We start from the raw sequence: 26436 nt of genomic DNA, 5'->3' as shown, positions 1-26436 counted from the left end.
TTCAGTGGTATTGCTAATGAATAATTGAGTGTTTATTTAGCGTTGTTTGGCTTTTGAGTAAAACTGAGTACTTCACGATCAGTGCCGATCATGAGTAATTGATCACCATTGCGCACAATGCTGCGATAGTCATTTAACTCATAGAGGAAATCATTTTCTAATTCCATACGCTGAGGGCTGCAGGCCATCTTTGTGCTGGCGATTTGCTTGAGAGAAAAACCGCGGGTGTCTTCATCAAGGGTTGCAGTAAACCGATTGCATCCTGTCGAGCCGCTCAGCCGTTGTCCGCTAGCATCAAAAATGATTTGAATCGGGTTACTGGCATCGCCTTGCGGAATTTGGCGGGTACGCACCTCTCCATTGCTATTGGGGGGTAAGTTCCAGCGGGTCAGCTCCCATTTGGTATTTTTGAGTTCGCTGCTTGGTGGGCTTATTTTGGCTCCACATGGAGGGATGACGTTTGCGCAGCCACTTAAAAGTCCAAGACTTAGGCAAGAAAGTGTCAGAAAGAACCCTTTTGAAGGCCTTCTGAGGAAGTCTAAAAGTCTAGATTTAAGGACCATATTTACCTAAGTTATTGTTTTTAATGTATATTTTATCTAAGTCGACATTCTATTCTACTGTCTTAGATGCTTAAATAGGTGGAAGAAGTAGGGGTTTTCGTCTAGAATATGAGGTTTTCCGGTCTACCGTATCTTTATTTGGTGAGCTGGAGCCCAAGGTTTTTTGTAGAAATTTCATTGGGTTGTAATCAACCTGTTTTCATTTTAGATTTTAAGGAATAAGTATGGTCGTCATTCGACTGGCACGCGGCGGTTCTAAGAAGCGCCCTTTTTACAGCATTGTTGCTACTGATAAACGCAACCGTCGTGACTCGAATTTCATCGAGCGTATTGGTTACTTCAATCCACAAGCAGCGGCAACTGAGCAAGCAATGCGTATTGCTCAAGACCGTTTGACTTACTGGACTGGTGTTGGCGCGCAGGTTTCCCCAACAGTAGTTCGTTTGATCAAAAACAATCCAGCTGTTTAATATTCGATTGCTAAAAACTTCATCGATGTGATGAGGTTTTTAGCGGCAGAATTTATAGTAGTTCTATTTTGGGAAAATAAGGTGTCTTACAAATGAGTACGCCTTCCCTGAATGATTTGATTGAGCTTGGCGCCATATCTGAGGCGCAAGGTTTGCAAGGCCAAGTGAAGGTAAGACCTCACTCATCAGAGCCTGTAGCACTTCTTTCTTCTAGATCTATTTGGCTGTCTCTGATCCCTCGTAGGGATGCGGGCGTTTCTGCGTCTCTAGAACAAGCTTCCTTGACACAATACAAAGTGAAAAGTGCCAAGATGCACAGCGGCAATGTTGTGATGTCGCTAGAGGGTGTAAGCGATCGTGATCAGGCGCTCGCATTAAAAGGTTCTCGTATCTTGGTGGCGCGCGATGCGTTTCCAAAGGCAGATAGTGATTCCTATTACTGGGTTGATCTAATTGGTTGCAATGCCGTGAATTTGCAAGGCGAAGCCCTTGGTGAAGTGATTGATGTTACTGAGAATGGTGCACATGGCGTTATCGCAATTGGTAATCCAGTAACTAAAACGATTGTGTATTTAGTGCCGTTTGTAAAAGAAGTAGTGCAAAACGTCGACTTGCCAAATAAAACGATTACTCTTGATTGGCAGTCTGACTGGCAATAAGAACGCAAAGATCAATTTCAAAATTAATTACCGATATGCGCTTTGATGTAGTCACCTTGTTTCCGGAAATGTTCTCTGCATTGACACAGTGGGGCATTACTGGTCGCGCATGTGGACAATCATTAGCCAGCGTTCATCTTTGGGATCCTCGTGACTTTTGCGCTGATCCTCGTAAAACAGTGGACGACCGTGCTTATGGCGGTGGACCTGGCATGGTGATGCTGGCCAAGCCCTTAGAAGATACAGTCGCCGGAATTAAGGCAGCCCATCAGGCGGCAAACATCAAATCAGGCCCAATTTGCTTATTGGCACCCCAGGGCGAGCGTTTTTCTCAGAAGATAGCGGCAGATATCCTGGATTACGGCAATTTGAGCTTTATTTGTGGTCGATATGAGGCTATTGACCAACGTTTTGTCGACCGAAACGTCGATTTACAGCTTTCTATCGGTGATTTTGTGCTTTCTGGGGGCGAAATTCCCGCTATGGCGATGATGGATGCGGTGATTAGATTGATTCCAGGGGCGCTTGGAGATGGCGAATCTGCCACCCAGGATAGCTTTATGAACGGTCTTTTGGACTATCCGCACTACACCCGCCCCGAAATATATGAAAATTTATCTGTCCCAGACGTGCTTTTAGGCGGACATCACGCTAAAATAGCGGATTGGCGTCGGCAGAAGTCTTTAGAGCTGACGTTCAGGTTAAGGCCGGACTTAATTGAATCGGCCAGAGCCAAAGGGTTGCTAACCCGAGAAGATGAACAATTTCTTCGCTCTCTGTAAATACTTTCAGTAGTGTGCAGTGGTGAATAGGTGGTTTAGTTTTTGGTTTAGTGAAATTGTTTTAACTGCATCCTCTATTAGGTCCGTTGATTTAGGTCTCGGGATTAAACGCTGATAAGATGTTTAAGGATTAAAAATGAATTTAATTGAAAAAATTGAGCAAGAAGAAATTGCTCGCTTAAGTGCTAACAAGGTTTTGCCGAGCTTTGCTCCTGGCGATACAGTAGTTGTTGGCGTGAACGTTGTTGAAGGTGCGCGTAAGCGTACTCAGGCGTTTGAAGGTGTTGTGATTGCAAAGCGCAATCGCGGACTCAATTCCAGCTTCATCGTTCGCAAGATTTCATCTGGCGAAGGTGTAGAGCGTACATTCCAAACTTACTCACCATTGATCGCTAGCATTGAAGTGAAGCGTCGTGGTGATGTACGTCGTGCTAAGTTGTACTACTTGCGTGATCGTTCAGGTAAGTCTGCACGTATTAAAGAGAAGCTTCCTGCACGTAAAGTAGCAGTAGCAACTCCAGCCGCATAATTAATGCTGACTTGATTTAAAAAGGCGGCCTCGGTCGCCTTTTTTGTTGCCTTAGAATATGAATATGCCCAAGACCTCAACACCTGAAGATAATGCAATCAATGTTGCTGCGCCTTCAGGGTTTGATGCACAGGCAATTCCGATTCATGCGGTGTGTGCTGGTGAAAAAAAGGTAGCACCAGAATTTTTGGAGCCCACTGGTTTAAAAGCGCGTTTGCAATCACCGCCCCAATGGGAGCCGGAGATTACCGATGAAAATCGTCATGTCATTGCGGCTGACATTATTGCTAAGCGCCAAGCAGTCGGAAAAGTCACTAAAGCAGCAGTACTGATTCCACTTCTATTGAAGGAGGATGGTTTGTCAGTATTGCTCACGCAAAGAACCAATCATTTGCGCGATCATGCAGGCCAAATTAGTTTTCCAGGGGGTCGTATGGATCCTGAGGATCAAAGTCCTAATGAGACCGCCTTGCGTGAGAGCAAAGAAGAGATCGGATTAGATCCTGGGCGAGTGGAGATTATTGGTCATTTGCCACAGTATTTAACTGTTTCTGGCTATAGCGTTACACCAGTAGTAGGATTGGTCCAAGCTCACGCAGAATATGTCTTAGACGAGTTTGAGGTGGCCGATGTCTTTGAGGTGCCCCTAAGTTTTTTGTTAGATCCCGCTAATCATCAAGTCAGATTGTGGCAAAGTGAGCAGGGTGGACGACGTTTTTATTCAATGCCTTATGAGAACCGCTTTATTTGGGGTGCCACTGCGGGAATGTTGCGTAACCTTTATCATTTATTAAAAGTATGACTTTCTTTTCTATTCTCTTCGCCCTCATTGCTGAGCAATACCGCCCAGTCACTTCAAGCCATTGGATTGCGCGTGTATGCGCTCGCTGGTTAGACTGGGTCGCCGCTGAGTTCGGTGGTAAGACTGAAGACGGTGCAAGCCCTATCGGTGCTCGCATGGCCTGCTTGGTGGCCTTCATACTGCCAACTTTTTTAGTCTTCATTGTGTATGTCACTTGTATGGTGACTTATCCAATCTTGGGTTTTCTTTGGAATATCGTTATCGCTTATTTGTTTTTTGGTTTTCGTCAGTTCAGTCATTCTTTTACTGCCGTGCATGAAGCAATTGAAGCGCATGACTTACCTGCTGCACGTGCAGCCTTGGGTGAGTGGTATGGCCCTGAATTGGACACTTCCAATCTTTCCGAGACTGAAGTGATTTCTTTGGCACTAGAGCGCGCCATCATCGGTTCACACCACCATGTGTTTGGTGTGTTGTTCTGGTTCATGATGCCAATGGGCCCGGCTGGTGTTGTGCTCTACCGCTTGGCTGATATTGCCTCTCAACGTTGGTCAGAGCGTGGTGACTTTAACCTCAGCGAATCTGCCCGTCATTTCTTCTACGTTTTGGATTGGGTTCCTGCGCGCATTACCGCAATGGGCTTTGCCATTGTTGGCAACTTCGAGGGCGCTGTATATGGCTGGCGCTATCTCACGCAAAAGTGGTCAGACTCTTTGTCTGCAGTAATTTTGGCAGCAGGCAGCGGTGCATTGGGTGTGCGTCTTGGTGAGCCAATGAGCGAGCCTGATAGTGATGAAGCTTTGCGTATGGCTGAAGCTGGTGAACCGGTTATTTATGAAGTAGGTCTTGAGCCTACTGAGCGTACGATGCGCTCTGCAGTAGGATTAGTATGGCGCTTAGTTATCGCTTGGATGGCTTTGTTGCTAATGCTGACCATCGCTCTTTGGCTTGGCTAATTCCCTGAATTTGTACATCAGCTGTTTTTGAATCTGAGTGCAGCTGTCTAAATAGCGCCAGTCTTTCTGGCGCTATTTCATTTCTATCTACCGCTTCTCTTACTGCGCAATCTGGCTCAGTCAAATGCGCGCAGTTATGAAAGCGGCACTTTCCAAGCAAGTCTTTAAATTCCCTAAAGGCATGCTGCAATTCACTAACAGACATGTGCGCCAAACCAAACTCCTGAAAGCCTGGTGAATCAATCAAAGCGCCAAGCTTACCTGTGGCATCTCTGCCCCAAGCCTCAGGCAATTCAAAATAACGGCATGCAGTAGTAGTGTGTTTGCCGGTATCTAAGCGCACAGAATATTCTTGGGTCAGTGCGGCCGCATTCGGTATCCAAGCATTTAATAGGCTGGACTTGCCCATACCTGATTGGCCTACAAAGACAGAGATCTTGCCCTGTAGAGCAGACTGCAAGGAATCGATTGAGGCTGGATCAAATTTGGCAGAGACTTCGCTGACTTGATATCCCATGCGAGCATAGGGCGCGATGATTTTGCGTGCGTGCTCAAGATTGTCTTTAAGGTCACACTTGTTAAGCAAAATATGGAGACCAATTTGATTGGCTTCAGCAGCTACTACTGCTCTTCCCAATAAGTCTGGCGAGAAAGCGGGTTGAGTAGCAAGTACTACCAAGATTTGATCTACATTCGAGGCAATCAACTTGCTCTTGAAGGCATCCGAGCGATAGAGGAGATTTTCTCGGGGCTCAATTTGGATAATGCGTGCTTGATCAGCTGAAGTCATTTCAAGCAACATGCGATCACCCACAGCACCGATATGTTGCTTAGCTGGAGTGCTGACTTGTATTAATGGACCATCAGGTGATTCTTGACCAGCAGCATCTGCAATTAAACGCTGCGCTAAATAATGCCTTCCGTAGGAGGCAATGAGTAGCGCATGAAATTGCTCCATCCTTATGAGCTAAACCGCTGTAAGTTAGCAATGCGCAAGGGCGCAGGTGGATGCGAGCTATAGAAAGCCGTATAGATCGGATCGGGCGTGAGGGTCGAGGCATTATCTTGATATAACTTCACTAGTGCCGCAATTAAATCTTTTGCGGAAGATTTCTCGGCAGCAAATCCATCCGCTTCGTACTCATGCTTGCGTGAGGCCAAGCTAGAAAGTGGTGTGAAGAAAAAGCTAAAGACTGGAGAGACCAGCATAAAGAGTGCCAATGCGAGGCCACCGTTATAACCATTGAGGTTAGGCATCACGCCTAAGTCAGTGTAGAACCAGACTTTGGTGCTGATCCAACCCAATAGAGCAAACATCGCAAAGCTGAGAGCGAACGAGACCAAGAGACGTTTACGAATATGTTTGCATTTGAAATGGCCAAGCTCATGTGCGAGAACCGCCTCTACCTCGCCCGGATTGAGCTTTTCAATCAAGGTGTCAAAAAATACAATGCGCTTGGCTTTACCCATGCCGGCAAAGAATGCATTGCCGTGAGCGCTACGTTTACTGCCATCCATCACAAATAGGCCCTGGCTCGCAAAGTCGCAGCGTTTTAGTAGCGCTTCAATCTGTGTTTTTAAAGGTCCATCCTCTAAGGGTTGAAACTTATTGAAGAGGGGTGCTATAAAAGTGGGGAAGATCCACTGCATGAGCAAGCTAAATGCTGTCAATACTGCCCATGCCCAAAGCCACCATAAATCACCAGCCTTGGCCATCAATGTCAGGATGACCCAGAGTAATGGAATACCAATGGCGCCGCCTACTGCCATTCCTTTAATCATATCCGTGAAGAATAGTTTTTTACCCATGCGGTTAAATCCAAAGCGTTCCTCTAAATGGAACTGCTTGTACCAAGAGAAAGGCATATCAATCACGCCAGAAATGATCACGACGGAAACCAGCAGGGCAATTTGTTGAGCGATGCCTTCGCCCAAAAATTGTAGTAATGCTAGGTTTAGAATCTGTAGCCCACCCAATAAGGTGAAGCCAATTAAAATGATGGCGCTGACCCCATTCTCTAAAATACCAAGACGCAATTTAGCGATGGTGTAGTCAGCTGCTTTTTGATGTTCAGCTAAAGTCACTTTTTCAGCAAAATCTGCGGGTACGGCATTACGATGCTGTGCCACATAGCGAATTTGACGTTGGGAGAGCCAATGGCGTAAGCCAAAGCTAGCAATAAAGGCAATTAGAAAAACAATTGTGAATGTCATGAGATCATTATAGATATGAGCGAGCAAACTAACACTACAGCCACAGGAGCAGCCACAGCAGCAGTCACGGCGGCAACCAAGGAAGCACCAGCTAATGAACACCTGATTTGGGTAGATATGGAGATGTCAGGCCTAAATCCGGAAACCGAACGGATTCTGGAAATTGCCATCATCGTGACGGATGCCCACCTCAATACTATTGCCACGGCCCCAGTCTGGGTAGTGCATCAGGAAGATGCCGTTTTGGATGCCATGGATGCCTGGAATAAAGGTACGCATGGGCGCTCTGGTTTGATCGATAAGGTGAAGGCATCCACTCTAGATGAGGCAACAGTGGAGGCAGAGTGCATTGCTTTCTTGAAAAAATATATTAAGGCTGGCATCGCTCCAATGTGTGGCAATACGATTGGGCAAGACAGACGCTTTATGGCGAAGTACATGCCGAAGTTAGAGGCTTACTTTCATTATCGAAATATTGATGTTTCTACTTTGAAAGAGCTCTGTAAGCGTTGGCATCCTGAGTTGGTGAAAGGCTTCACAAAGAACCAGGCGCATACAGCATTAGCAGACATAGAAGAGTCTATCGAAGAGCTGAAGTATTACCGCGAGAAGTTTATTGTGCCGCTTCCTCAATAGTTGTCTCAAGCGAAAAGGTCCGCAATGCGGACCTTTTTATTGATGGTTAGCGAATCAAGCTCCAGATTTCTTAAGAGCACTTTTTGGTCTAAAGACTTTAATGACGGTTTCGTCAGTTTCGATATACGGACCGCCAATTAAATCAACGCAGTAAGGCACTGCTGCAAAGATGCCGGGAACAATCGATTTGCCGTTTTCATCCTTCAGGCCTTCAAGCGTCTCTGCAATTGCCTTAGGTTGTCCGGGCAAGTTAATGACCAGGGCGGCATGACCATCAATTTCTCTTAGGACGGCTGTCTGCCTAGACAGAATGGCGGTTGGCACAAAACTCAAGCTAATTTGACGCATTTGCTCCCCAAAACCAGGCATCTCACGAGTGCCGGCTTCACGGGTAGCCTCAGGGGTGACATCTCTTCTGGAGGGGCCAGTACCGCCTGTAGTGAGCACTAGATCGCAGCCTAGCTCGTCTACTAGTTCAACAATTGTCTCGGTAATGCTTTCAGACTCATCAGCAATGAGCCGTTCATGAAAAACACAGGGATTGCTCATGGCCTTAATGAGCCAGGTTTGTAGGGCAGGAATGCCCTCATCCTGATAGACGCCTTTACTGGCGCGATCCGAGATGGATATGAGGCCAATTTTGACCTCATTGGGGCTGTTTCGTTTCAGGGCTTCTGTATGCTTCATGTTTCTATTCTAGCTATTATTAGGGTATGTTTACATACACATCGAACCAGTTTCAAGAAATCATCGATTTCATGCTTAAAGAGGCCAAAAGAAGGGGTGCCTCAGATGCCGTAGCGGAGGTTTCAGAGGGGCAAGGCCTCTCCGTTACTGTTCGTAAGGGTGAGGTCGAGACTATCGAACAAAGTCTGGATAAGCAAGTGGGGGTCACCGTATTTTTGGGTCATCACCGCGGTAACGCCAGCACTAGCGATTTCTCTAAAGCATCATTAAAGGCAACGGTAGATGCTGCCTATCACATCGCACAACACACGGCAGAGGATTTATGTGCAGGTCCTGCTGAGGCTGAGCTCTTAGAAAAAAATCCGCTAGATTTAGATTTATTTCATCCATGGAATATTGATGCAGCTGCTGCCGTAGAAATCGCACGTAGTGCTGAGGGTGCGGCATTTTCAGTGAGCAAACAAATTCAGAATAGTGATGGCGCATCGGTATCCGCACACCATGCGCATTTCATGATGGGAACGTCCCATGGATTTATGGGTGGCTATCCTTTTTCTCGCCACTATATTTCCTGCGCACCAATCGCTAGCGAAGGTGGCAAGAAAGCCCACATGCAACGTGACGATTGGTACTCCAGCTCTCGCATTCCTGAGGAGTTGGCTGATCCTACTGCAATCGGAACCTATGCAGCTCAGAGAGCCTTGTCACGACTCAAGGCTAGATCTTTGACAACTCGACGTTGCCCGGTGATCTTTGAGGCGCCTCTCGCTGCGGGTTTATTGGGAGGTCTAGTACAAGCTGTTTCAGGCGGTGCTTTGTATCGCCGCTCCAGCTTTCTACTCGATAGCCTGGGCAAGCAAGTGTTGCCCAAACATATCAGCTTGTTTGAAGATCCGCATCTGAAGTCAATGAGTGGTAGTGCGCCATTTGATGAGGAGGGTGTCAAAACTTCTGCTAGAACAGTGGTAGATAAAGGAATACTCGAAGGTTATTTTTTATCGACTTATTCTGCTCGGAAGTTGGGCATGAAAACCACCGGTAATGCTGGTGGATCACATCACCTGACTTTACAAAGTAAGAAAACGCCTAAGGGTGGCTTGCCTGCACTATTAAAAGAAATGGGCACCGGTTTATTGGTGACAGAATTAATGGGGCAGGGGGTCAATTACGTGACGGGTGATTATTCACGAGGTGCATTTGGTTACTGGGTTGAAAATGGAGTTATTCAATATCCTGTTGAAGAGGTTACCATCGCTGGCAATCTACGCGATATGCTGATGGATATTCAGTTAATTGGCAGTGATACCCTCATTCGTGGTGCTAAAGAAACGGGATCAATCTTATTGGGCTCAATGACGGTTGGTGGAAAATAAAGCAAGACAATCTATACGGACTACTAAAAATAGTATCAATATAAAACTTCATTATTTTTAAAAGGGGTGACGGAAATGCAAAGACGTTCATTTTTAAAGAAAGCCACAATTGGTGCCGGAGCTGCCGCCTTAGCAGCGCCATCGCTTGCGCAAAGTTTGCCAACTCTGAATTGGCGTCTGGTTTCGAGCTTCCCTAAATCATTAGATACTTTATTTGGTACGCCTGAAGTATTTGCTAACGCTTTGCGTAAAGCTACTGACGGAAAATTTAACGTTAAGGTATTTGCAGCTGGTGAAGTGGTTCCAGCGCTACAAGTATTGGATGCCGTACAAAATGGCACTGTAGAGTGCGGACACACTGCGAGTTATTACTACCTTGGTAAAAACAGTGCTTTCATATTCGATACCGCTGCACCATTTGGTTTGACCGCACGCCAACAATCGGCTTGGATGCTGTATGGCAATGGTATGAAGTTAATGCGCGAACTCTATGCCAGCTACAACATTGTGAATTTCTTAGGCGGTCAAACTGGTACGCAAATGGGTGGCTGGTTTCGCAAAGAAATTAAATCACCAGAAGACCTGAAGGGCCTGAAATTCCGTATCGCTGGATTTGCAGGGCAGGTACTTGCAAAACTCGGTGTAGTGCCACAACAGCTTCCGGCCGGTGAGATTTATTCGGCTTTAGAAAAAGGCACGATTGATGCTGCTGAATTTGTTGGACCCTATGACGATGAAAAGCTAGGCCTGGCAAAGGTTGCCAAGAATTACTACTACCCAGCTTTCTGGGAGGGTGCCGCCGGACTTTCTTTCTTGGTCAATAAAAAGCAGTGGGATTCTTTGCCGCCTGCCTATCAGGCAGCATGGGAGTCGGCTTGTTTCGAAGCCCATACCGATATGTGCGCAAAGTACGATGCGCTCAATCCGCCAGCATTACAACGTCTCCTGCAAAACGGCGCCGTACTTCGCAAGTTCAACACTTCTATCCTAGATGCGTGCTTTAAAGCAAGCCAAGAAACGTATGCAGAGGAGTCTGCCAAGAATCCGCAATTCAAAAAGATTTTTGAGGACTACCGTGCATTTAGAAGCATGGAGGCGCAGTGGTTTAATGTGGCCGAGCAAGCATTTGCTCAATATAGTTTTAGCAAGAAACTTTGAGAGTGAAAGCAATCAGCATAAGGGCTCTGTATGAGCCCTTTTCTTTTGGGCGGATCCTCCTGAGCTCTCTATTAAAGACTACACTCAAAGGATGATCTTTTCACCGCAACCCATATGAATCTCTCGGAAATCTGGGTCCGCATTAAGCAACATCCTTTATCTCGGGTAGGTCCGGGATTGGTGACGGGTGTAGCGGATGATGATCCAAGTGGGATCGTCACTTATTCTCAAGCGGGTGCGCAATTTGGTTTAAATATGCTTTGGACAATGCCATTTGCATACCCTTTAATGTCGACAATCCAAGTGTTATGCGCTCGTATCGGCAGGGTGACTGGCCGTGGTTTATCCGCCAATATGAAGTTGGCTTTTCCGCCGGTTGTATTGGTTGCTCTAGTGTTGCTGCTATTGATTGCCAATGTTCTCAATATTGCTGCAGATATTGCTGCAATGGGTGAAGTGGCCCAATTGGTTACAGGCATTAATTGGCACATCATGACCGGCATCTTTGTATTGTTGACTTTGATTTTGCAGATACTGATTCCTTATCGCCACTATGTTTTCTTTTTAAAGTGGTTATCACTTTCCCTACTGGCATATGGCGCCGTCCTTTTTACGGTGCATATTCCTTGGGGTGATGTGATCTGGAGTACCTTCTTCCCTCAACTGACCTGGAGTGCAGATTCGGCCGCCGTAGTGGTTGGAATCTTTGGCACTACTATCAGCCCTTATTTATTTTTTTGGCAATCCTCCCAGGAAGTGGAGGATATGAACTTGCGTGGTCAGCCCAGTCTCTTTGAACAGAAAAATCCCGCGGTGGTCGCTGCAGAGCTCAGAAGAATTCGTTGGGATACTTGGAGCGGCATGTTGTACTCCAATGTGGCTGCGTACTGCATTATTCTCGCTACAGCAGTAACTCTTTATGCTGCAGGCATACGCGATATCAATACTGCTGCTCAAGCTGCATCAGCACTGAGACCTCTCGCCGGCGAGTTTACTTTTCTGCTTTTTGCACTGGGGATCTTGGGCGTCGGGCTGATGGGTGTGCCCGTTCTTGCTGGTTCGGCTGCCTATGCTTTGTCAGAAGTATTTGGCTGGCGCTCTAGCTTGGAAGATAGCGCTGCTCAAGCAAGCAAGTTTTACGCCATCATTGCCTTGAGCGTGTTGATTGCCCTCGCGATTCAATACTCGCCCATTAGCCCTATGAAAGCCTTGTTTTGGAGTGCGGTAATCAATGGGATTGTCGCTGTACCACTCATGGTGGCCATTATGGTTTTGTCATCAAAACAGTCTGTGATGGGGGCTCATGTCGCCTCTTTGAGCATGAGGATTTTCGGATGGCTAGCTACAGGCTTTATGGCCGTAGCCGCTGCCTACCTATTCATAGCTTGGTAAGATCGCTGGATGCTTGATTTACTCTTTACCTCCCTGGAGCAATCTTTTCACGCACATTCACTTGCTTTTTTTGTATGTGCGGTCATCAGCGTGACCATTCTGGGTATATCTAAAAGCGGCTTTGGCGCTGGGCTTGGCACTCTCTCGCTACCTTTGATGGCTAGCCAAGCTCCAATTAATGAAGCCTTAGCAATCATGCTGCCACTCTTAATTGTGATTGATTTAGTGGGTTTGCGTCGATACATTCAAAATGCGAACTGGGGCATTCTTAAGATTGTTATTCCGCCGGCCATAGCAGGTCTTCTGTTGGGAATGATTTTCTTTACTGCCATCACGCCTCAGGTATTGACACTGTCGATTGGTATTTTTACCCTCCTCTTTTTGATTCAGAATCTTGCTATGTCTCGCATAGAGGCGAAGGAGACAAAGTCCTATCCTTGGCTTGGGAGAGCTATGGGGTTGACGTCTGGCTTTACTTCCTTTGTTGCACATATTGGTGGGCCACCGATTACGGTGTACATGCTCAGAGAAAAGCTCTTGCCAATGGTTTACACCTCGACCTTAGGAGTCTTTTTCACGGTTATGAATTTTGGGAAGCTGGGGCCTTATGCCTATTTAGATCTATTAAATTACAAGCAATTGGCAACCTCAATCATCTTGTTGCCTTGTGCACCAGTAGGTGTCTATTTTGGCTTTTATCTTGCTAAAAGAATCTCAATGAAATGGTACTACCGAACAGTAAGATTCTTTTTGCTGATTGCCAGTATCAAGTTAATTTCGGATGGGCTTATTTAGCTGCTAATACTTCTTGCAAGAAGCGCGAGATATCCATGAGCTCTTCATGATTAACGGAGTGTTCCATGGGATATTCATTCCAATCTACTTGATAACCCATTTGTTCTAGTAAGGCATGCGATGCTTGGGCGCGATCAAGAGCAACCACGGGATCATATGTGCCATGTGCCATAAAGATCGGTGTCTTAACATTGGCAGTATGCTTTTCAATATTGGCAGTCATTGCTAAGGGTAGGTAGCCTGACAGGGCAATAATGCCGGCAAGTTTGTGTGGAAAACGTAAGCCAATATGCAAGGCCATTGCACACCCTTGAGAAAAGCCAGCCAACACAATCTTGTCATAGGCAATCCCGCGCTCAGCCTCTTTTTCGATTAACTGAACAATCGCCGCTGCCGATTTTTGAATGCCTGCCGCATCTTCTTGATCCATCAGGTTTCTGCCAATGATGTCATACCAGGCTGGCATGACGTAGCCACCATTAACGGTGACGGGCATGCTTGGGGCGCTGGGAAACACAAAGCGAATGCCAGGGCATCCAGCTAGTTTTAACTCAGGAATGATAGGTACAAAATCATTGCCGTCGGCTCCAAGACCATGCAACCAGATAACGGCAGCTGTTGGATTCGGGCTAGTTTCCAATTCAATGCAAGGGAGCATATTTATCTTCCAAGAAGTATGTTCAATCGCTCATTATCAACTTTTTCAGTCTTGGTTGACCTCTAGCAAGCCTAAAGATGGGTAGAATCTTTCTGTTCCCCTCATTTATTAGGCCGTCCATGAACTCTAAAAAGCTAACTCACTTTATTCTAGGGGCGATGGTCTTGGGTGTCTTGGTTGGCTATCTTGTCAACTTATACGGTGCAGGAACTTCTTTCCCCGATCAGTACGTCCTTTACATTTCAATCTTGACGGATGTCTTTTTGCGTTTGATTAAGATGATCATTGCTCCCTTGGTATTTGCCACCTTGGTTGTTGGTATAGCCAAAATGGGTGATGCCTCGACTATCGGTAGAGTGGGTTTAAAAACCTTCTCTTGGTTTATTTCTATGTCGCTGGTTTCTTTATTGCTGGGCTTGGTCATGGTCAATATTCTGCATCCGGGTGTTGGTGTGGAATTAACTCTGCCGGAGATCGCGGCCAATACTGGATTAAATAAAGCGAGCCTTAATTTTCCAGATTTTGTGAGACATATTTTCCCGGTCAGCATCTTTGATGCGATGGCTAAAAACGAGATCTTGCAGATCGTAGTTTTTGCTGTTTTCTTTGGGGTTGGCGCAGCAGGCATGGGAGCTAGAGCGGATGAGTTCATTCGTAATCTGGATATGCTCTCCCACATCATGCTCAAGATTACGACTGCAGTGATGAAGATGGCTCCTATCGCAGTCTTCTCGGCAGTTTCTTCCGTCATTGCTGAAAATGGTGTCAGCATATTGATGACCTACGGAAAATTCATGCTGAGTTTTTATGCTGCTATTTTCACCTTATGGATCGTCATCATTCTGATTAGTTCCTTGGTATTAAAAAATCGCACTTGGACTTTAGTGAAGATGTTGCGTGAGCCGGCTTTACTTGCGTTTACGACGGCGAGTTCAGAAGCGGCTTATCCAATGACTTTAGAGAGAGTGGAGCGCTTTGGCTGTAAAAACAAAATTGCTTCTTTTGTTTTGCCGGTGGGATATTCCTTTAACTTAGATGGGTCGATGATGTATTGCACATTTGCTGCAATCTTTATTGCGCAGGTCTACGGTATTGAGATGGAGCTCAGCCAACAGCTCTTGATGTTGCTAGTGTTAATGATCACCTCAAAGGGGATAGCGGGCGTACCGCGAGCCTCATTGGTGGTCATTGCTGCAACCCTATCCCAATTTAACTTGCCAGAAGCGGGCGTCCTATTGATCCTTGGGGTAGATCACTTCTTGGATATGGCGCGTTCGGCAACCAATGTATTGGGTAATGGCTTGGCAACGGCCGTTATCTCTAAATGGGAAGGTGAGCTTGAGGGGTAGATATATACCTTCAAATGAATCCCACTTTAATAAAGCTCAGGTGTAAGATGGTTTTATTAACCTGATCTAGCTAAGAAAAAAAAGGGGCTCAAATTGAAACCGTTTTATATCGACTACCCCCAAGAGAAGATTGAAGAGCATCAACATGCTTATCGCTGCCTTCATTGCAAAATCCCGACTACCATCATTTTTGGTTTGCTAGAGAATCATGCTGAGGATTGCGATTACCGAATCCATCAAAGTAAATGGACTCAGCTAGCAGTAAAGCTTCGGCCTCAAAAGACGCATTTTGACGAACCCCATGTTGACGAGGTAGATTGATGAAAACATATCCGATTGCTCTGGAATTAACTGTTTGGGAAGATCTGGGTCTTAACCAATACGAGGTGACGATTGATGAGGTCTCCAAGATTTCTATTAAGCGAACAGATGATGTGCTGCGTACCCGAGAGTTAACGGGTAATGAGGTGAGTACATTAATTGCTGCTATCGAGTCCTTACGCGTTCCTCTGAGTGATGAGCTAAAGGGGGTTGAGAGCAATAAGGTGTCTACTAGTTATGAGCTGATTGTCGAGTCTGCCCATTTCTCCTTGGAGTTCAACTGGGAGGATGTTGATACTAGTGGCGTTAATTCAAAAGCATTTGAATCTGTTGCTGCAATGACAGCGGTTGTAGTGAGTCTAGATTTAGCCCACTGAGATTCGATCTCAGGCCTCCATCACAATAAATTCACCTAGCGAGACTCTTTCTCTAAATTGCGAGAAAGAAAAAAGAGCTTTTATTTTCCGTGTATTGATCACCTCAATCTTCCCATCAGGGGTGAGGTTGGCAAGATAATCCCCCTCAGGGAAAAGTGCCTCAGGGATGCTTTCGGTCTCGAGTATTTGGGCCGGTAATACCAGGCTCTTTGTAATTTTTATACGCATGCCACATCTTAAGTTTTAATAATTAGAACGAAATTTGGCTTTGCACAACTTCAAATCCTATGCACCAAAGAGGGGTTTAGATTGATCTCTCTTTAATGCCCTTTAAAAAAGGTTCTTGAGTCGCTAATAGGTCAATTAAACTCTTCAATGCACTTAAATAGGGCAAAGTGAATACTTAATAAGAGTCTTTCAAGCGTGCGCTCTTACGAGTTTTTTCATAAAAAGAATTGGGCTTGTCTTTGACCCATTGAATAAATTTCTTCATTTCTGGGTGCTCTTTCAGGATCTGAGCATGATGGTATTGCTGAGCTAATTCTGATTCACTAAATAAGGCATGTATTTGCTTGTGGCAAATGCGGTGAAGGTGCTCGGTAGTTTTCCCACCCTTAGATTTGGGGATGAGGTGGTGCGCATCCTTCTGTGAATCTGGGATGGGTCGATCGCAAATAGGGCAAATGATTACCGCCGGCTTTTGTATCGCTGGGATTTCTTGGGAAATCAGTTTTTGACGAATTTTTCCAATCATGGGCTCAAGCTAGTTTATTGAATAAGTCTTAAAATTGCAGGATGCCAAAGCTAGCTCCTAGGACCCTCGCAGAGCCCGATTTATCTCGCCTTATTGAAATGGCCTGGGAGGATCGCACACCATTTGATGCGATTGAGAAGACCTTCGGCTTGGGTGAGCCTCAGGTGATTGCCATCATGCGTAAGGAGCTAAAACGCAGCTCCTTTGAACTTTGGCGCAAGCGGGTAACTGGAAGGGCAACAAAACATAGCGCCTTACGCAGTGAAGATGTCACTCGGGCCTATTGCCCCACTCAATATAAAAATAAATGAAGCGCCAAAGCAAGCAGCAAACCAAGGAGTCTCAGCGCTTAGTTCTGATTCTGGGCGATCAGCTCGATTTACAGAGCGCCGCATTACGAGGCTTTGATCCTCAAGCAGATGAAATCATCATGATTGAATCGGCTAATGAGGCTCAGTACGTTTGGTCCCATAAAGCCAAAATTGCTTTATTTCTATCGGCGATGCGTCACTTCGCAGTAGAGTTGAAAAAGCTGGAATATCCACTGACTTACGTTCAAGGTGCGTCTCTAACGCTTGTCGAGGTTCTTAAGGAGCACATCCTGCACAAGAAAGTAATGCGTTTAGTTTGCGTGGAACCCGGTGAGTGGCGTCTAAAGCAGGCGATTGAGGTATTAGCAAAAGAGCTCAACATTGAGCTGGAGATGCTTGAGGATGGGCATTTCTATTGCTCGCGTCAAGAGTTTGTGGAGTGGACAGCAAACAAGAAAGAACTCAGGCTGGAGTATTTTTACCGCCTAATGCGCAAGAAGCACCATGTGTTGATAGGTGCAGATGGCAATCCCGAGGGGGGTCAGTGGAATTTTGATCAAGATAATCGCAAGCCCTATCCCAAGAAGGGGCCGGGCATCATCGATGCTCCTGCGGCGTTTGAAGTAGATGCGATTACCAATGAAGTATTGGAATTCGTTGCAAAGACTTACCCAGAGCACCCCGGATCCCTGGAATCATTTAACTGGCCTGTTACCCGAGGCCAGGCTCTACAAGCTCTTGAGTATTTTGTCGAATATCGCCTCAGAAACTTCGGTGTGTATCAAGATGCTATGTGGACGGATACGCCGTTTGGGTGGCATTCAATTTTGTCGAGCGCATTAAACCTAAAGCTACTAAATCCTCGCGAGGTGATTGATACGGTCATCATTGCTTGGAAAAAGTATGTATTGGATCTATCAACAATCGAAGGTTTCATTCGGCAAATATTAGGCTGGCGTGAATTTGTCAGGGGTATGTATTACCTTGATATGCCAAAGATGGCGCAAGATAACTACTATCAACATCAGCGCTCATTGCCCAAATGGTATTGGACTGGGCAGACCCAGATGACTTGTATGCAAGATGCTATTGGTCAAACATTGCAATATGGTTATGCACACCATATTCAGCGTTTAATGGTGACGGGGAACTTTGCACTTCTAGCAGAAATCCTGCCTCAAGAAGTGTGCGATTGGTATCTGGCGATTTACGTAGATGCGATTGAATGGGTGGAGTTGCCTAATACGGCTGGGATGGCCTTATTTGCCAATGGCGGACGGTTTACTAGTAAGCCTTATATCGCCAGTGGCGCATATATCAAGCGCATGAGTAATTATTGTGGCTCATGTAAATACAAGCCTGAGATACGTTATGGGGAAGAGGCATGCCCCGTCACAACTTTGTATTGGAACTTTTTGATTAAGCATCGCGCGCAATTTGAAGCGAGCCCGCGTACTAAGTTAATGACGGCTAACCTCAAAAGAATTAGTGATGAAGATCAAAAAGAAATTGTGCTGCATGCCCAAAAGATTCTGAATCAGCTCGACACGCTATAAAATACTCATGAAGACAACGTTTAAGGGAAATAAAAGCGCTCTCCCAAGTAAGATTTGTATTGTCTGCAAAAAAGAAATGACTTGGAGAAAATCCTGGGCTAAAAATTGGGAATCAGTCAAATACTGCTCTGATGCTTGTAGGAAGAAAAAGCTCCCTTAAGACCTGCCCATCAATACCTGCAAAAGTATTTAATTGGATAGCGTCAACTCACCTAAAAGTTGATCCGTTATGTAAGAAAGGGCTTAATGCCTTTATAAATGGGGGTCGATATGAAAAAGTTACTGATATGCCTGCTTACAGGAGTCATGCTTGCAGGAATGGCTAGTTCAGCTAGCGCTCATGGTGGTAGGTGGCACGGTGGATATGGTGGTTGGCGTGGCGGTTGGGCGCCTTTTGCGGTTGGTGCTGTGGCTGGAGTGGCTGTTGCTAATGCGTACTACAGGCCGCCGCGCGTTTATTACGCCCCACAATATGTTTATCCTCCGCAGCCCCAAACTGCTGCCTATTGCCCTGAAAATGGACTGTACTATCCACAGACACAGGCCTGCCCTAGCGGTTGGCAGCGGGTGACCTATTAGTTGCTGGGAGTAAAGTGATTGCATGACACCCACTTTGTATTCTTATCGAAGATGTCCATATGCAATGCGGGCCCGCATGGCATTGAAGTATGCGGGTATTCAGGTTGAACACCGAGAGATTGAGTTGCGCAATAAACCGCAATCGATGTTGCAGATCTCTCCCAAGGGAACGGTCCCTGTTTTACGGATTGATGATCTCGTATTAGATCAAAGCCTGGATATCTTGCGCTGGGCATTGCAACAGTCTGACCCTCAAGAGTGGAGGGAGGTAGATGAGTCTATCGCCAATACTTGGATTGAAAAAAATGATGGCCCATTTAAGACTCTATTAGATCAATACAAATACCCTGCTCGATTCCCAGAGCTAGATCCAGAAGCAGTTCTCGATGAAGCATTACAAGTCATGTTGATCCCTATGGAGCAGGCGCTGCAAAACTTCCAATACCTAATGGGGAACAGATTAACTTGGGTTGATGTGGCTATCTTCCCATTCATTAGGCAATTTTCAATGGTTGATCCCAAAAGGTTTGAGCAACTCCCTATACCTGCAGTCAAAAAATGGCTCGATCAGCAGCTTGAATCTGAATTATTCGATTCAGTGATGCAAAAATATCCCACCTGGAAGGATTGATTAACCCCCACCATAAAAGAGCTGTGTTTTAGGCTCAGAAAATGGACTTTTATTAGATCAATTGCTGATTGATTTAAAGTACCCACTTAGGGCATAAAAGCATAATTCAGGGGATTTGATGGAGCCATTATCAAAGTTAAAAGTCGTTGAGATGGGACAACTCATTGCCGGGCCATTCGCCGCTAAGACCCTGGCTGATTTTGGTGCTGATGTCATCAAGATCGAACCTCCTAAAGAGGGCGATGCATTGCGCAAGTGGCGCCTTCTTAAAAATGGCACTTCAGTCTGGTGGCAAGTGCAGTCACGTAATAAGAAATCACTTTCCCTGGATTTAAGAAAAGCGGAAGCGCAAGATATTGTCAGGACGCTAGTAAAAGAGGCGGATGTATTAATCGAAAACTTTCGCCCTGGAACATTGGAGGGTTGGGGTCTTGATCCAGAAAAATTACTTCAACTCAATCCCAAGTTAATTGTTCTCCGTATCAGTGGTTATGGTCAGACTGGTCCATACAGAGATAAACCGGGATTTGGTGTGGTTGCAGAAGCTATGGGCGGCTTGCGACATCTCACTGCTGAACCCGGCAGAGTACCTGTGCGGGTTGGTATCAGCATCGGCGACACTTTAGCGTCTTTGCATGGTGTGATTGGTATCTTGCTAGCTCTGCAAGAGCGCCATAACAGTGGCAAGGGTCAGATTATTGATATTGCATTGTATGAAGCAGTCTTTAATTGCATGGAAAGCCTGTTGCCTGAATACAGCGCATTTGGTGAGGTACGCCAAGCGGCTGGTAGCGCCTTGCCTGGTATTGCCCCAACCAATGCCTACCAGTGCGCTGATGGTGGCTATGTATTGGTTGCCGGCAATGGTGATAGCATATTCAAGCGCCTGATGACAGTGATTGGGCGCGTAGATTTAGGCAATGACCCCCAGCTGGAAACTAACGATGGTCGCGTCAAACGAGTGGCTGAGCTTGATCAAGCTATAGGTAAGTGGGCTAAAACGGTTAGCGCTACCAAAGCATTGGAAGCGCTGGATTCTGTATCCGTGCCAGCAGGAAAAATTTATACCGTTGCCGATATCGCAAGCGATCCACATTACAAAGCCCGTGAAAATATTCAAACGATTCAGATGCAAGATGGCACAAAGTTGGATGTGCCGGGCGTGATTCCGAAGTTATCGCGTACGCCGGGATCCATTAAGACTCTTGCCCCAGATATTGGGCAGAACACCGATGAAATACTCAAAAGCATTGGTTTGAGTGATGATCAGGTCGCCTCTTTAAAAGAGCGCGGCATTGCATTTACTAAATAAAGATAAAACCATGACCAGAATTTATTTCAATGATGTCGTAATGCGGGATGGATTTCAGATTGAGCCCAATTTTGTACCAACGGATGATAAGGTAAAGCTGGTTGATGCACTCAGTGAGTGCGGCTTTGCCAAAATTGAGGTGACCTCATTTACTTCGCCTAAAGCTATTCCGATGCTACGCGATGCTGAGGAAGTGATGGGGCGTATTAAGCGCGTACCTGGAGTGGAGTACACCGTTTTAGTTCCCAATTTAAGAGGTGCCGAGCGCGCCTTGGAATCTAAGGCCGATGAATTTAATCTCGTGATGTCGACTTCAGAGACTCATAACTTAGCCAACCTACGCATGAGTCGAGAAAAGAGCTTTGCTGGATTAGTTGAAGTAATTAAGTATGTTGATGGCAGAACCCCTATTAATGTTTCCTTATCCACCAGTTTTGGCTGCCCCATGGAAGGGGAGGTTTCTCAAGCGGTGGTTGAAGGATTTACAAAACGGTTTGCAGACCTCGGTGTAAGAGGTGTAACAATCTGCGACACCACGGGCATGGCAAATCCTGATCAAGTAAAGAGGATGTGCGATTCATTGCAGAAGCAATTTCCTGCCCTACAGCTGACCTTACACTTCCACAACACCAGAGGCATGGGCTTAGCTAATCTTTTGGCTGCTGTTCAGTCTGGCATTGTTCGCTTTGATGGTTCTCTAGGTGGCTTGGGAGGATGCCCTTATGCACCAGGTGCAAGTGGCAATATTTCTAGTGAGGATGCGATTCATATGCTTGATGCGATGGGTTATGACACCGGCATGAATATTCCCAGGCTAATACAGCTGGCAAGAGAGTTACCAAAGATTGTCGGTCATGAAGTTCCCGGGCAGGTGGCAAAGGCCGGCACTACCAACGCATTGCATCCTGAGCCAGATTACGTTGATGAATTACGCCGCGTTCAATAAAGTCTAGATCAGAAGATAAGCATGATTGACCATTTAGATCACTTAGTTCTCACCACCGCAAAGGAGGCTGAGTGTGTGGATTTTTATACCCGGGTTCTTGGAATGAAGCTGGAATCTTTTATTGGTGGCACTCCGCCTGTAGAGCGTAAAGCCTTTAAGTTCGGCAATCAAAAGATCAACCTACATATTAAAGGTAAGGAATTCGAGCCTAAGGCCGACATTCCAACTCCAGGCTCGTTAGATCTGTGTTTTATTGCTGATTGCCCACTACAACAAGTGATTGAAAGGCTTAAAGCTGAAGCCTGGCCCATCATTGAGGGTCCGGTGGTTCGTACTGGCGCTACACAGAAAATTAACTCTGTGTATGTTCGAGACCCAGATCAGAACTTGATTGAAATCTCTGAATTAATTTGATCGATTTTTAAATTATTCCCTGTACTAAGTGATGACTAATCATTCCAATATAGAGCCTGCCAAGAAGGAAGACCTTAAGAGTGAATCCTCTACACCAGAGGAGTTGGGGCGGGAGCAATCAGAAACACCATCGGATCATGGGGGTGAAGGGCTGCAAGCCTCCAATCATTCTAGAAGGGTCGGTCGCAGTAAACGAGAAATCATGGAGGAGCTGTCCCGCGCTAGATTTCCTTGGGATGAGTAGTGAAGGTTTTTGTATGGCTGAATGATTAAAAGAAATTAGTGGATCTAAAGATTTTTTCGAACTTATTACAAAGAGATAAAACTATGAATTACTTATTCAATATACTTTCCGTAATCGTATTGACCTCTCCATTACAAGTCTTTGCTGATTCCAAAATTTACCAATGCGAAGTGATGAGCGATGCTCATATTAAGTATGATGGTTCTTTAGAGATCTTGCAAAATAACTCAAGAATAGGGCAGAAATTTACTGTGATGAAGAAAACGGGCGAGGTTTTTGGCGACGTAATGGACGCTCAAAAAAATCCTAAGGTGCTTGCGTCCGGCAGCGAGAAAAATTCCTTTAAAGTACTTTGGGTCCAAAAGGCAGCCAGTAAAAGTGGGGTCTTTGTAGATTATTTGAATATTGATGAATTTGTAAAAGGGAAGCAAAAACCTTTTGGTTTCTTCTCTGGCAGCTTACTCTTGACGGGTATTTGTGAATAGTTTTTATGAAGCTTAAATTACTATTGAAAAGTTTTATTGAGTAGTTGAGCCAGTCGCTCACCTGCAAGCCTAAGTCTGACCTCTAGAATCGGCGTGTAGTGATTGATGTACTGCTGATCAACTAGGCGGGTTGGATAAAACCTATTTTCATGGGCGATATTGCAGGACTCAGTAGCCGCATTGAGTGGTTCTATATTGAAGTAATCCCCGCGTTGAGTCTTATTGGATGATAGGTCGAGCACCAATGCATTGGTTGGGGTATTTAAGTTCTTAATCAGACCAAAGTCCCAAAGGGCATGTAAATTAGTTGCTTTACCAAAGGCCTGGATTTGGTAAGTGTTACTGCCTTTATCTTCTTTATAGCCCGCATGTAAAGGTTGGTGGATGTCACCCATAAAGTGAACAATGTATTTGAGTGCAAGCAGCCTTTTCTCACCTGACTCTTTTGATCCCAAAATCTGCGTCTGTTGCTCCAAGGCTGCAATCACGCAATCCCCATTTGGGCAATCTCTCTCGGGTACGTATAAACAGGCTTTCTTTGGAAAATTGATGTAATGCCACCGGGCGGTAATCTTGGTCGCATGCTCATCTAGTCAAGTTGAGATGCTCACCATAGTAGAGCCGGGCTCCAACATTAATAGTTTGCTAATTTCAATCTGTGCTTTAGGCGATAGTTGCGATTGAGCAATTTGACCAACTACCTGATGTCCCTCATCTCCCCATGCAAATGCCGCATTCAAGAAAAGCAATTGAAAGGAAAAAATAAAGATTGATTTAATTGGTAAGGCCGTTTTCTGCATAGATCTAATGTAGCACCTCAATAGACTTTTTGCAGTTGAGTTTGTGATACAGGCTAAATGGATGCAAAAGAAAAGCCACTAGAGAGTGGCTCTTTTTAACTACTAGGTCGAGCGAAATTGGCTGCGCCGAAACTTCGTTTTCTAACTCGCAACCAAAGGGTTAAAAGTTTTCAGTCGCGCAGGGGATCTTGCCTGACTTGATCGCCTTTAAGTAAGTATCGTAGTCGACCATATTTTGTTTGCTATATGTTGTAGCAAAGCTCACAAGGGCATCATCCATTGCCTCACTCTTGCCGCAGTAGCCTGCCAATTGAGCTGCATCACCTGACCGAGCGTGCGCATTAGCCAATGCCCATCCAAAGAGTTTTGCAAAGTCAGGAAATACTTTGGCATTGATGCCGTCGCCCCCCACAGATATTCCACCCTTCATGTCACGCAATTGCCGTACATAAAAATCCATTTCTGCAGTCTTGCCATAGCCTAGGAAAAGGTCTGGAGCCCCCTGAATTAGACATTGACCGTGAACAACTCGTTCTCCCTCTGATTTGAACTGTATATCCGGAAAAAATGAAGCCAATACCGATTTTTGGGCTTGTTTTGTTTGGAGGAATAGTGGGTCATTGGCATTGAGACCTTCAAAATACATTACCCAGCAGGCAGTGCCAACACTTCCTACGCCGACAACTTTTCTAGCCCAGTCAACCCATTGGTAACGCATTAATAAATGCCTGCGATCTGGATTTAATGACTGAATATAAAAATTTATACCTACATCATTTAATTCCGATATTTTGCGGCCATGGGGCGAAAGTTCTGGGTGCTCAATCAATGGGGGTTGATTAATTAATCGCATACCCTCTGGGGTATCTTCAGTGAGCTTTCCGATGAGGCCATGACTATTATTTTTCCTCGCTTTATCAAGCAATTTTTGTAAGTATTTTTGACTTACCGGATCCGCATATTTTGCCGCAGCTTGCGTTAGCACCTTTTCATCAATATATGCTCGCTTGAGATCGGTATAGGGTACGGTTGAGTATTGCTGTAGAAAATTACGATAGGATTTCACTATCGTCCTGACAATCATTTCACCATAAACACAGTCTTTGCCTAATTGCTGAGCGGCAATCATTGCGCTTGCTGTAAGACGTTTCAGATCCCAATCAAAGTTACCGGGCAGTGTTTCATCAAAATCATTAATTCCAAAGACTAACTGGTGTTCGGTTGTGGAAAAGAACCCGAAGTTGCTGACATGCATATCTCCACATAACTGCACTTTAATAGGTGGGCTCTGGGTGCGGCTTAGGTCATTAGCCATAATTGCGGCACCACCTCGAAAAAACGCAAAGGGATCAACCGCCATGCGCGCATGTCGAATTGGTACATATTCAGGAATGCGTGATCGCGCTTGAGAAAGCAAGATGTCAATTGGAGTTTGACGTTTAGCTTCTATATTAAATACTCCAATTGAAGAACGACCAACCTGTTTGCGAATCGATTTTCCTAAATCTAGCCGCTCTTGCAGGCTTGGATTTTTCTCTAGAAATAAGTCATATAGTTTACTTGTCATGATTCTATGATGCCATATGGGTAGTGAAATGAAAAAGCCGCTAGAGGGCGGCTTTTGTATAGCTGGTAGGTCGGTAGATTCTAACTCGCAACTAACAGATAGCCAAAGCACTTTTACCTGCACCTATGGCTGTTATAGAGGTGATTTGTAATTAAATAATCTTTGATGACTAAAGTAGAGTAAAATACATTTAGCGATTTTCAAGCTAATAGTGTTGTTGTACTAGTAATTAATACCGCAGTTCTGCGATAGTTCTTCTTAGCATCTCCCCCGCCATTCTTGACTTTCGCCTCATTTGGGGCATAGCCCCTTTTATATTTTTTTAAGGAATAGTCAGATATGGCAAACGGAATTGTGAAATGGTTTAACGACGCTAAAGGCTTCGGCTTTATTACCCCTGAACTCGGCGGCGAAGATTTATTTGCCCATTTTTCAGCAATTAACAGCAGCGGATTTAAGTCTTTAGCTGAAGGTCAAAAGGTGACTTTTGATATCACTACTGGCCCTAAAGGCAAGTTGGCATCCAATATTCAACCTGTTTAAATCAGAAGCAAATACCAGGCGGAAATTATTTGCCTGGCCTAAAGCCCAGCATGACTGGGCTTTTTATTTTTATAAAGGATGTTAAATGGCAAAAGAAGAGTTGCTTGAAATGGAAGGTCTGGTTGATGAAATTCTGCCAGATTCTCGTTATCGGATTACTTTAGATAATGGCCATAAGCTTATTGCCTATACAGCGGGAAGAATGAAAAAAAATCACATTCGTATATTGGCAGGAGATAAGGTTTCTTTGGAGGTCTCTCCCTATGACTTGAGCAAAGGCCGTATTACATTTAGACATCTTGAGAAGAAGCAATCTTTTGCTGGTGTGCCTAAGAGACGATATTGATAGCCTTAAGATTAAAGCCGTAAGTTAAATTAATATTTGCAAAGAATCTCAGGCCTTTGTTGATGCTGCTCTAGGCAAGCAAGAAATACTAAAGCCACCTTCTGAACTGACCCCCAGTAGTTGGACAGTTTAGTTAGGTTAGCACGAGGGATTGAGTTCGGTAATCAACCGGACTTAATCCCTTTAGCTTTTCTTTGATTCGGTCATGGTTGTAGTAGTGGATATAT

Annotated in this window: 37 protein-coding genes; 26 read left to right on the top strand and 11 right to left on the bottom strand. The window is 45.2% G+C overall.

Translation table 11 applies throughout. From position 1 onward, the window contains the following. Nucleotides 1-32: 32 nt before the first annotated feature. Nucleotides 33-563, bottom strand: coding sequence for an META domain-containing protein (locus ICE89_RS10550; RefSeq protein WP_255558817.1), 531 nt, complete (start codon nt 561-563; stop codon nt 33-35). A 224-nt stretch (nt 564-787) separates the two neighbouring features. On the opposite strand from ICE89_RS10550, the gene rpsP reads away from it, so the two are divergent. The 6 genes from rpsP (at nt 788) to ICE89_RS10520 (ending at nt 4761) form a co-directional block, all read left to right on the top strand. Then, nucleotides 788-1033: a 30S ribosomal protein S16 gene (rpsP, locus tag ICE89_RS10545; protein WP_072583652.1), complete on the top strand. Its 246-nt coding sequence runs from the start codon at nt 788-790 to the stop codon at nt 1031-1033. A 92-nt stretch (nt 1034-1125) separates the two neighbouring features. Beyond that, nucleotides 1126-1692 carry a ribosome maturation factor RimM gene (rimM, locus tag ICE89_RS10540; RefSeq protein ID WP_216265859.1) on the top strand — a complete coding sequence of 189 codons (567 nt, stop codon included), beginning with the start codon at nt 1126-1128 and terminating at the stop codon, nt 1690-1692. Nucleotides 1693-1727: 35 nt separating this feature from the next. Continuing rightward, entirely contained in the window at nt 1728-2474 is a 747-nt protein-coding gene (trmD, locus tag ICE89_RS10535; protein WP_216265858.1) for a tRNA (guanosine(37)-N1)-methyltransferase TrmD, read from the top strand. Between the two features lie 136 nt (nt 2475-2610). Next, nucleotides 2611-3003 carry a 50S ribosomal protein L19 gene (rplS, locus tag ICE89_RS10530; protein WP_072583649.1) on the top strand — a complete coding sequence of 131 codons (393 nt, stop codon included), beginning with the start codon at nt 2611-2613 and terminating at the stop codon, nt 3001-3003. A gap of 64 nt (nt 3004-3067) precedes the next feature. After that, nucleotides 3068-3805: a CoA pyrophosphatase gene (locus ICE89_RS10525; protein WP_216265857.1), complete on the top strand. Its 738-nt coding sequence runs from the start codon at nt 3068-3070 to the stop codon at nt 3803-3805. Continuing rightward, nucleotides 3802-4761: a CobD/CbiB family protein gene (locus ICE89_RS10520; protein WP_215357847.1), complete on the top strand. Its 960-nt coding sequence runs from the start codon at nt 3802-3804 to the stop codon at nt 4759-4761. Before ICE89_RS10525 ends, ICE89_RS10520 begins: the two co-directional genes overlap by 4 nt. Here the strand turns inward: ICE89_RS10520 and rsgA are convergent. Both rsgA and ICE89_RS10510 read right to left on the bottom strand, forming a co-directional pair. Then, nucleotides 4706-5719, bottom strand: a complete 1014-nt coding sequence (gene rsgA / locus ICE89_RS10515; RefSeq protein WP_216265856.1) for a ribosome small subunit-dependent GTPase A — start codon at nt 5717-5719, stop codon at nt 4706-4708. The genes ICE89_RS10520 and rsgA overlap by 56 nt on opposite strands. A 2-nt stretch (nt 5720-5721) precedes the next feature. Continuing rightward, nucleotides 5722-6975, bottom strand: coding sequence for a M48 family metallopeptidase (locus tag ICE89_RS10510; RefSeq protein WP_216265855.1), 1254 nt, complete (start codon nt 6973-6975; stop codon nt 5722-5724). Nucleotides 6976-6990: 15 nt separating this feature from the next. Here ICE89_RS10510 and orn point away from each other — a divergent pair, with 15 nt between their 5' ends. Beyond that, a complete protein-coding gene (orn, locus tag ICE89_RS10505; RefSeq protein ID WP_255558816.1) occupies nt 6991-7611 on the top strand; it encodes an oligoribonuclease in 621 nt (206 codons plus the stop codon). A gap of 54 nt (nt 7612-7665) precedes the next feature. Here orn and mog read toward each other — a convergent pair whose 3' ends face one another. Beyond that, nucleotides 7666-8298, bottom strand: a complete 633-nt coding sequence (gene mog, locus ICE89_RS10500; RefSeq protein WP_216265854.1) for a molybdopterin adenylyltransferase — start codon at nt 8296-8298, stop codon at nt 7666-7668. A 26-nt stretch (nt 8299-8324) separates the two neighbouring features. Here mog and pmbA point away from each other — a divergent pair, with 26 nt between their 5' ends. From pmbA to ICE89_RS10480, 4 genes are all read left to right on the top strand, one after another. Then, nucleotides 8325-9671 carry a metalloprotease PmbA gene (gene pmbA / locus ICE89_RS10495; protein WP_216265853.1) on the top strand — a complete coding sequence of 449 codons (1347 nt, stop codon included), beginning with the start codon at nt 8325-8327 and terminating at the stop codon, nt 9669-9671. 75 nt (nt 9672-9746) lie between these two features. Continuing rightward, entirely contained in the window at nt 9747-10829 is a 1083-nt protein-coding gene (locus ICE89_RS10490; protein ID WP_216265852.1) for a TRAP transporter substrate-binding protein, read from the top strand. 114 nt (nt 10830-10943) lie between these two features. Further along, on the top strand, nt 10944-12221 hold the full coding sequence (locus ICE89_RS10485; protein ID WP_216265851.1) for an NRAMP family divalent metal transporter: 1278 nt from the start codon (nt 10944-10946) through the stop codon (nt 12219-12221). A gap of 9 nt (nt 12222-12230) precedes the next feature. After that, nucleotides 12231-13016 carry a sulfite exporter TauE/SafE family protein gene (locus tag ICE89_RS10480; protein ID WP_216265850.1) on the top strand — a complete coding sequence of 262 codons (786 nt, stop codon included), beginning with the start codon at nt 12231-12233 and terminating at the stop codon, nt 13014-13016. On the opposite strand, the gene ICE89_RS10475 is transcribed toward ICE89_RS10480, so the two are convergent. Then, nucleotides 13009-13674, bottom strand: a complete 666-nt coding sequence (locus tag ICE89_RS10475; protein WP_216265849.1) for an alpha/beta hydrolase — start codon at nt 13672-13674, stop codon at nt 13009-13011. The genes ICE89_RS10480 and ICE89_RS10475 overlap by 8 nt on opposite strands. 119 nt (nt 13675-13793) lie before the next feature. On the opposite strand from ICE89_RS10475, the gene ICE89_RS10470 reads away from it, so the two are divergent. The 3 genes from ICE89_RS10470 (at nt 13794) to ICE89_RS10460 (ending at nt 15721) form a co-directional block, all read left to right on the top strand. Continuing rightward, entirely contained in the window at nt 13794-15023 is a 1230-nt protein-coding gene (locus ICE89_RS10470) for a dicarboxylate/amino acid:cation symporter (RefSeq protein WP_216262437.1), read from the top strand. Between the two features lie 93 nt (nt 15024-15116). Further along, nucleotides 15117-15344: a hypothetical protein gene (locus tag ICE89_RS10465; protein WP_216265848.1), complete on the top strand. Its 228-nt coding sequence runs from the start codon at nt 15117-15119 to the stop codon at nt 15342-15344. After that, nucleotides 15344-15721 (top strand): hypothetical protein, encoded by a 378-nt coding sequence (locus ICE89_RS10460; RefSeq protein WP_216265847.1) that lies wholly within the window; start codon nt 15344-15346, stop codon nt 15719-15721. Before ICE89_RS10465 ends, ICE89_RS10460 begins: the two co-directional genes overlap by 1 nt. A 9-nt stretch (nt 15722-15730) precedes the next feature. Here the strand turns inward: ICE89_RS10460 and ICE89_RS10455 are convergent, their stop codons facing one another. Both ICE89_RS10455 and ICE89_RS10450 read right to left on the bottom strand, forming a co-directional pair. Beyond that, nucleotides 15731-15949: a hypothetical protein gene (locus ICE89_RS10455; RefSeq protein WP_216193915.1), complete on the bottom strand. Its 219-nt coding sequence runs from the start codon at nt 15947-15949 to the stop codon at nt 15731-15733. Nucleotides 15950-16124: 175 nt separating this feature from the next. Further along, nucleotides 16125-16475, bottom strand: coding sequence for an HNH endonuclease (locus ICE89_RS10450; protein WP_216265846.1), 351 nt, complete (start codon nt 16473-16475; stop codon nt 16125-16127). Between the two features lie 41 nt (nt 16476-16516). On the opposite strand from ICE89_RS10450, the gene ICE89_RS10445 reads away from it, so the two are divergent. The 10 genes from ICE89_RS10445 (at nt 16517) to ICE89_RS10400 (ending at nt 22953) form a co-directional block, all read left to right on the top strand. Then, on the top strand, nt 16517-16786 hold the full coding sequence (locus ICE89_RS10445; protein ID WP_216265845.1) for a TIGR03643 family protein: 270 nt from the start codon (nt 16517-16519) through the stop codon (nt 16784-16786). Beyond that, nucleotides 16783-18342 (top strand): cryptochrome/photolyase family protein, encoded by a 1560-nt coding sequence (locus tag ICE89_RS10440; protein ID WP_216265844.1) that lies wholly within the window; start codon nt 16783-16785, stop codon nt 18340-18342. Before ICE89_RS10445 ends, ICE89_RS10440 begins: the two co-directional genes overlap by 4 nt. Nucleotides 18343-18349: 7 nt before the next feature. Further along, complete coding sequence (locus ICE89_RS10435) at nt 18350-18502, top strand: DUF2256 domain-containing protein (protein WP_216265843.1); 153 nt, start codon at nt 18350-18352, stop codon at nt 18500-18502. Nucleotides 18503-18612: 110 nt separating this feature from the next. After that, entirely contained in the window at nt 18613-18921 is a 309-nt protein-coding gene (locus ICE89_RS10430) for a hypothetical protein (RefSeq protein WP_216265842.1), read from the top strand. A 22-nt stretch (nt 18922-18943) separates the two neighbouring features. Further along, complete coding sequence (locus ICE89_RS10425) at nt 18944-19552, top strand: glutathione S-transferase (RefSeq protein WP_216265841.1); 609 nt, start codon at nt 18944-18946, stop codon at nt 19550-19552. 118 nt (nt 19553-19670) lie between these two features. Further along, nucleotides 19671-20864 carry a CaiB/BaiF CoA-transferase family protein gene (locus ICE89_RS10420; protein WP_216265840.1) on the top strand — a complete coding sequence of 398 codons (1194 nt, stop codon included), beginning with the start codon at nt 19671-19673 and terminating at the stop codon, nt 20862-20864. A 10-nt stretch (nt 20865-20874) separates the two neighbouring features. Continuing rightward, nucleotides 20875-21810, top strand: a complete 936-nt coding sequence (locus ICE89_RS10415; protein ID WP_216265839.1) for a hydroxymethylglutaryl-CoA lyase — start codon at nt 20875-20877, stop codon at nt 21808-21810. Nucleotides 21811-21831: 21 nt separating this feature from the next. Further along, nucleotides 21832-22224 carry a VOC family protein gene (locus ICE89_RS10410; protein WP_216265838.1) on the top strand — a complete coding sequence of 131 codons (393 nt, stop codon included), beginning with the start codon at nt 21832-21834 and terminating at the stop codon, nt 22222-22224. 31 nt (nt 22225-22255) lie between these two features. After that, entirely contained in the window at nt 22256-22468 is a 213-nt protein-coding gene (locus tag ICE89_RS10405; protein WP_216265837.1) for a hypothetical protein, read from the top strand. A gap of 38 nt (nt 22469-22506) precedes the next feature. Further along, complete coding sequence (locus ICE89_RS10400) at nt 22507-22953, top strand: hypothetical protein (RefSeq protein ID WP_216265836.1); 447 nt, start codon at nt 22507-22509, stop codon at nt 22951-22953. A gap of 20 nt (nt 22954-22973) precedes the next feature. Here the strand turns inward: ICE89_RS10400 and ICE89_RS10395 are convergent, their stop codons facing one another. The 3 genes from ICE89_RS10395 to ICE89_RS10385 all read right to left on the bottom strand — a co-directional run bounded on the left by ICE89_RS10395 (nt 22974) and on the right by ICE89_RS10385 (nt 25320). After that, complete coding sequence (locus tag ICE89_RS10395) at nt 22974-23525, bottom strand: S1/P1 nuclease (RefSeq protein ID WP_216265974.1); 552 nt, start codon at nt 23523-23525, stop codon at nt 22974-22976. A 21-nt stretch (nt 23526-23546) separates the two neighbouring features. Next, nucleotides 23547-23753, bottom strand: coding sequence for a hypothetical protein (locus ICE89_RS10390; RefSeq protein WP_216265835.1), 207 nt, complete (start codon nt 23751-23753; stop codon nt 23547-23549). Nucleotides 23754-23913: 160 nt separating this feature from the next. Next, entirely contained in the window at nt 23914-25320 is a 1407-nt protein-coding gene (locus ICE89_RS10385) for a DUF2252 domain-containing protein (RefSeq protein WP_216265834.1), read from the bottom strand. 339 nt (nt 25321-25659) lie between these two features. Between ICE89_RS10385 and ICE89_RS10380 the strand changes: the two genes are divergently transcribed. Both ICE89_RS10380 and infA read left to right on the top strand, forming a co-directional pair. After that, on the top strand, nt 25660-25863 hold the full coding sequence (locus tag ICE89_RS10380; protein ID WP_072583619.1) for a cold-shock protein: 204 nt from the start codon (nt 25660-25662) through the stop codon (nt 25861-25863). Between the two features lie 85 nt (nt 25864-25948). Continuing rightward, nucleotides 25949-26209: a translation initiation factor IF-1 gene (gene infA, locus ICE89_RS10375; RefSeq protein WP_216265833.1), complete on the top strand. Its 261-nt coding sequence runs from the start codon at nt 25949-25951 to the stop codon at nt 26207-26209. Between the two features lie 133 nt (nt 26210-26342). On the opposite strand, the gene ICE89_RS10370 is transcribed toward infA, so the two are convergent. Next, a partial coding sequence (locus ICE89_RS10370; RefSeq protein WP_216265973.1) for an IS3 family transposase occupies nt 26343-26436 on the bottom strand: 94 nt, incomplete at its 5' end.

This window comes from Polynucleobacter sp. AP-Kaivos-20-H2 (genome assembly GCF_018882215.1).
In the GTDB taxonomy this organism is placed as follows: domain Bacteria; phylum Pseudomonadota; class Gammaproteobacteria; order Burkholderiales; family Burkholderiaceae; genus Polynucleobacter.
Note: the sequence above shows the minus strand (reverse complement) of the source record. Positions and strands in the feature narration are given on the sequence as shown.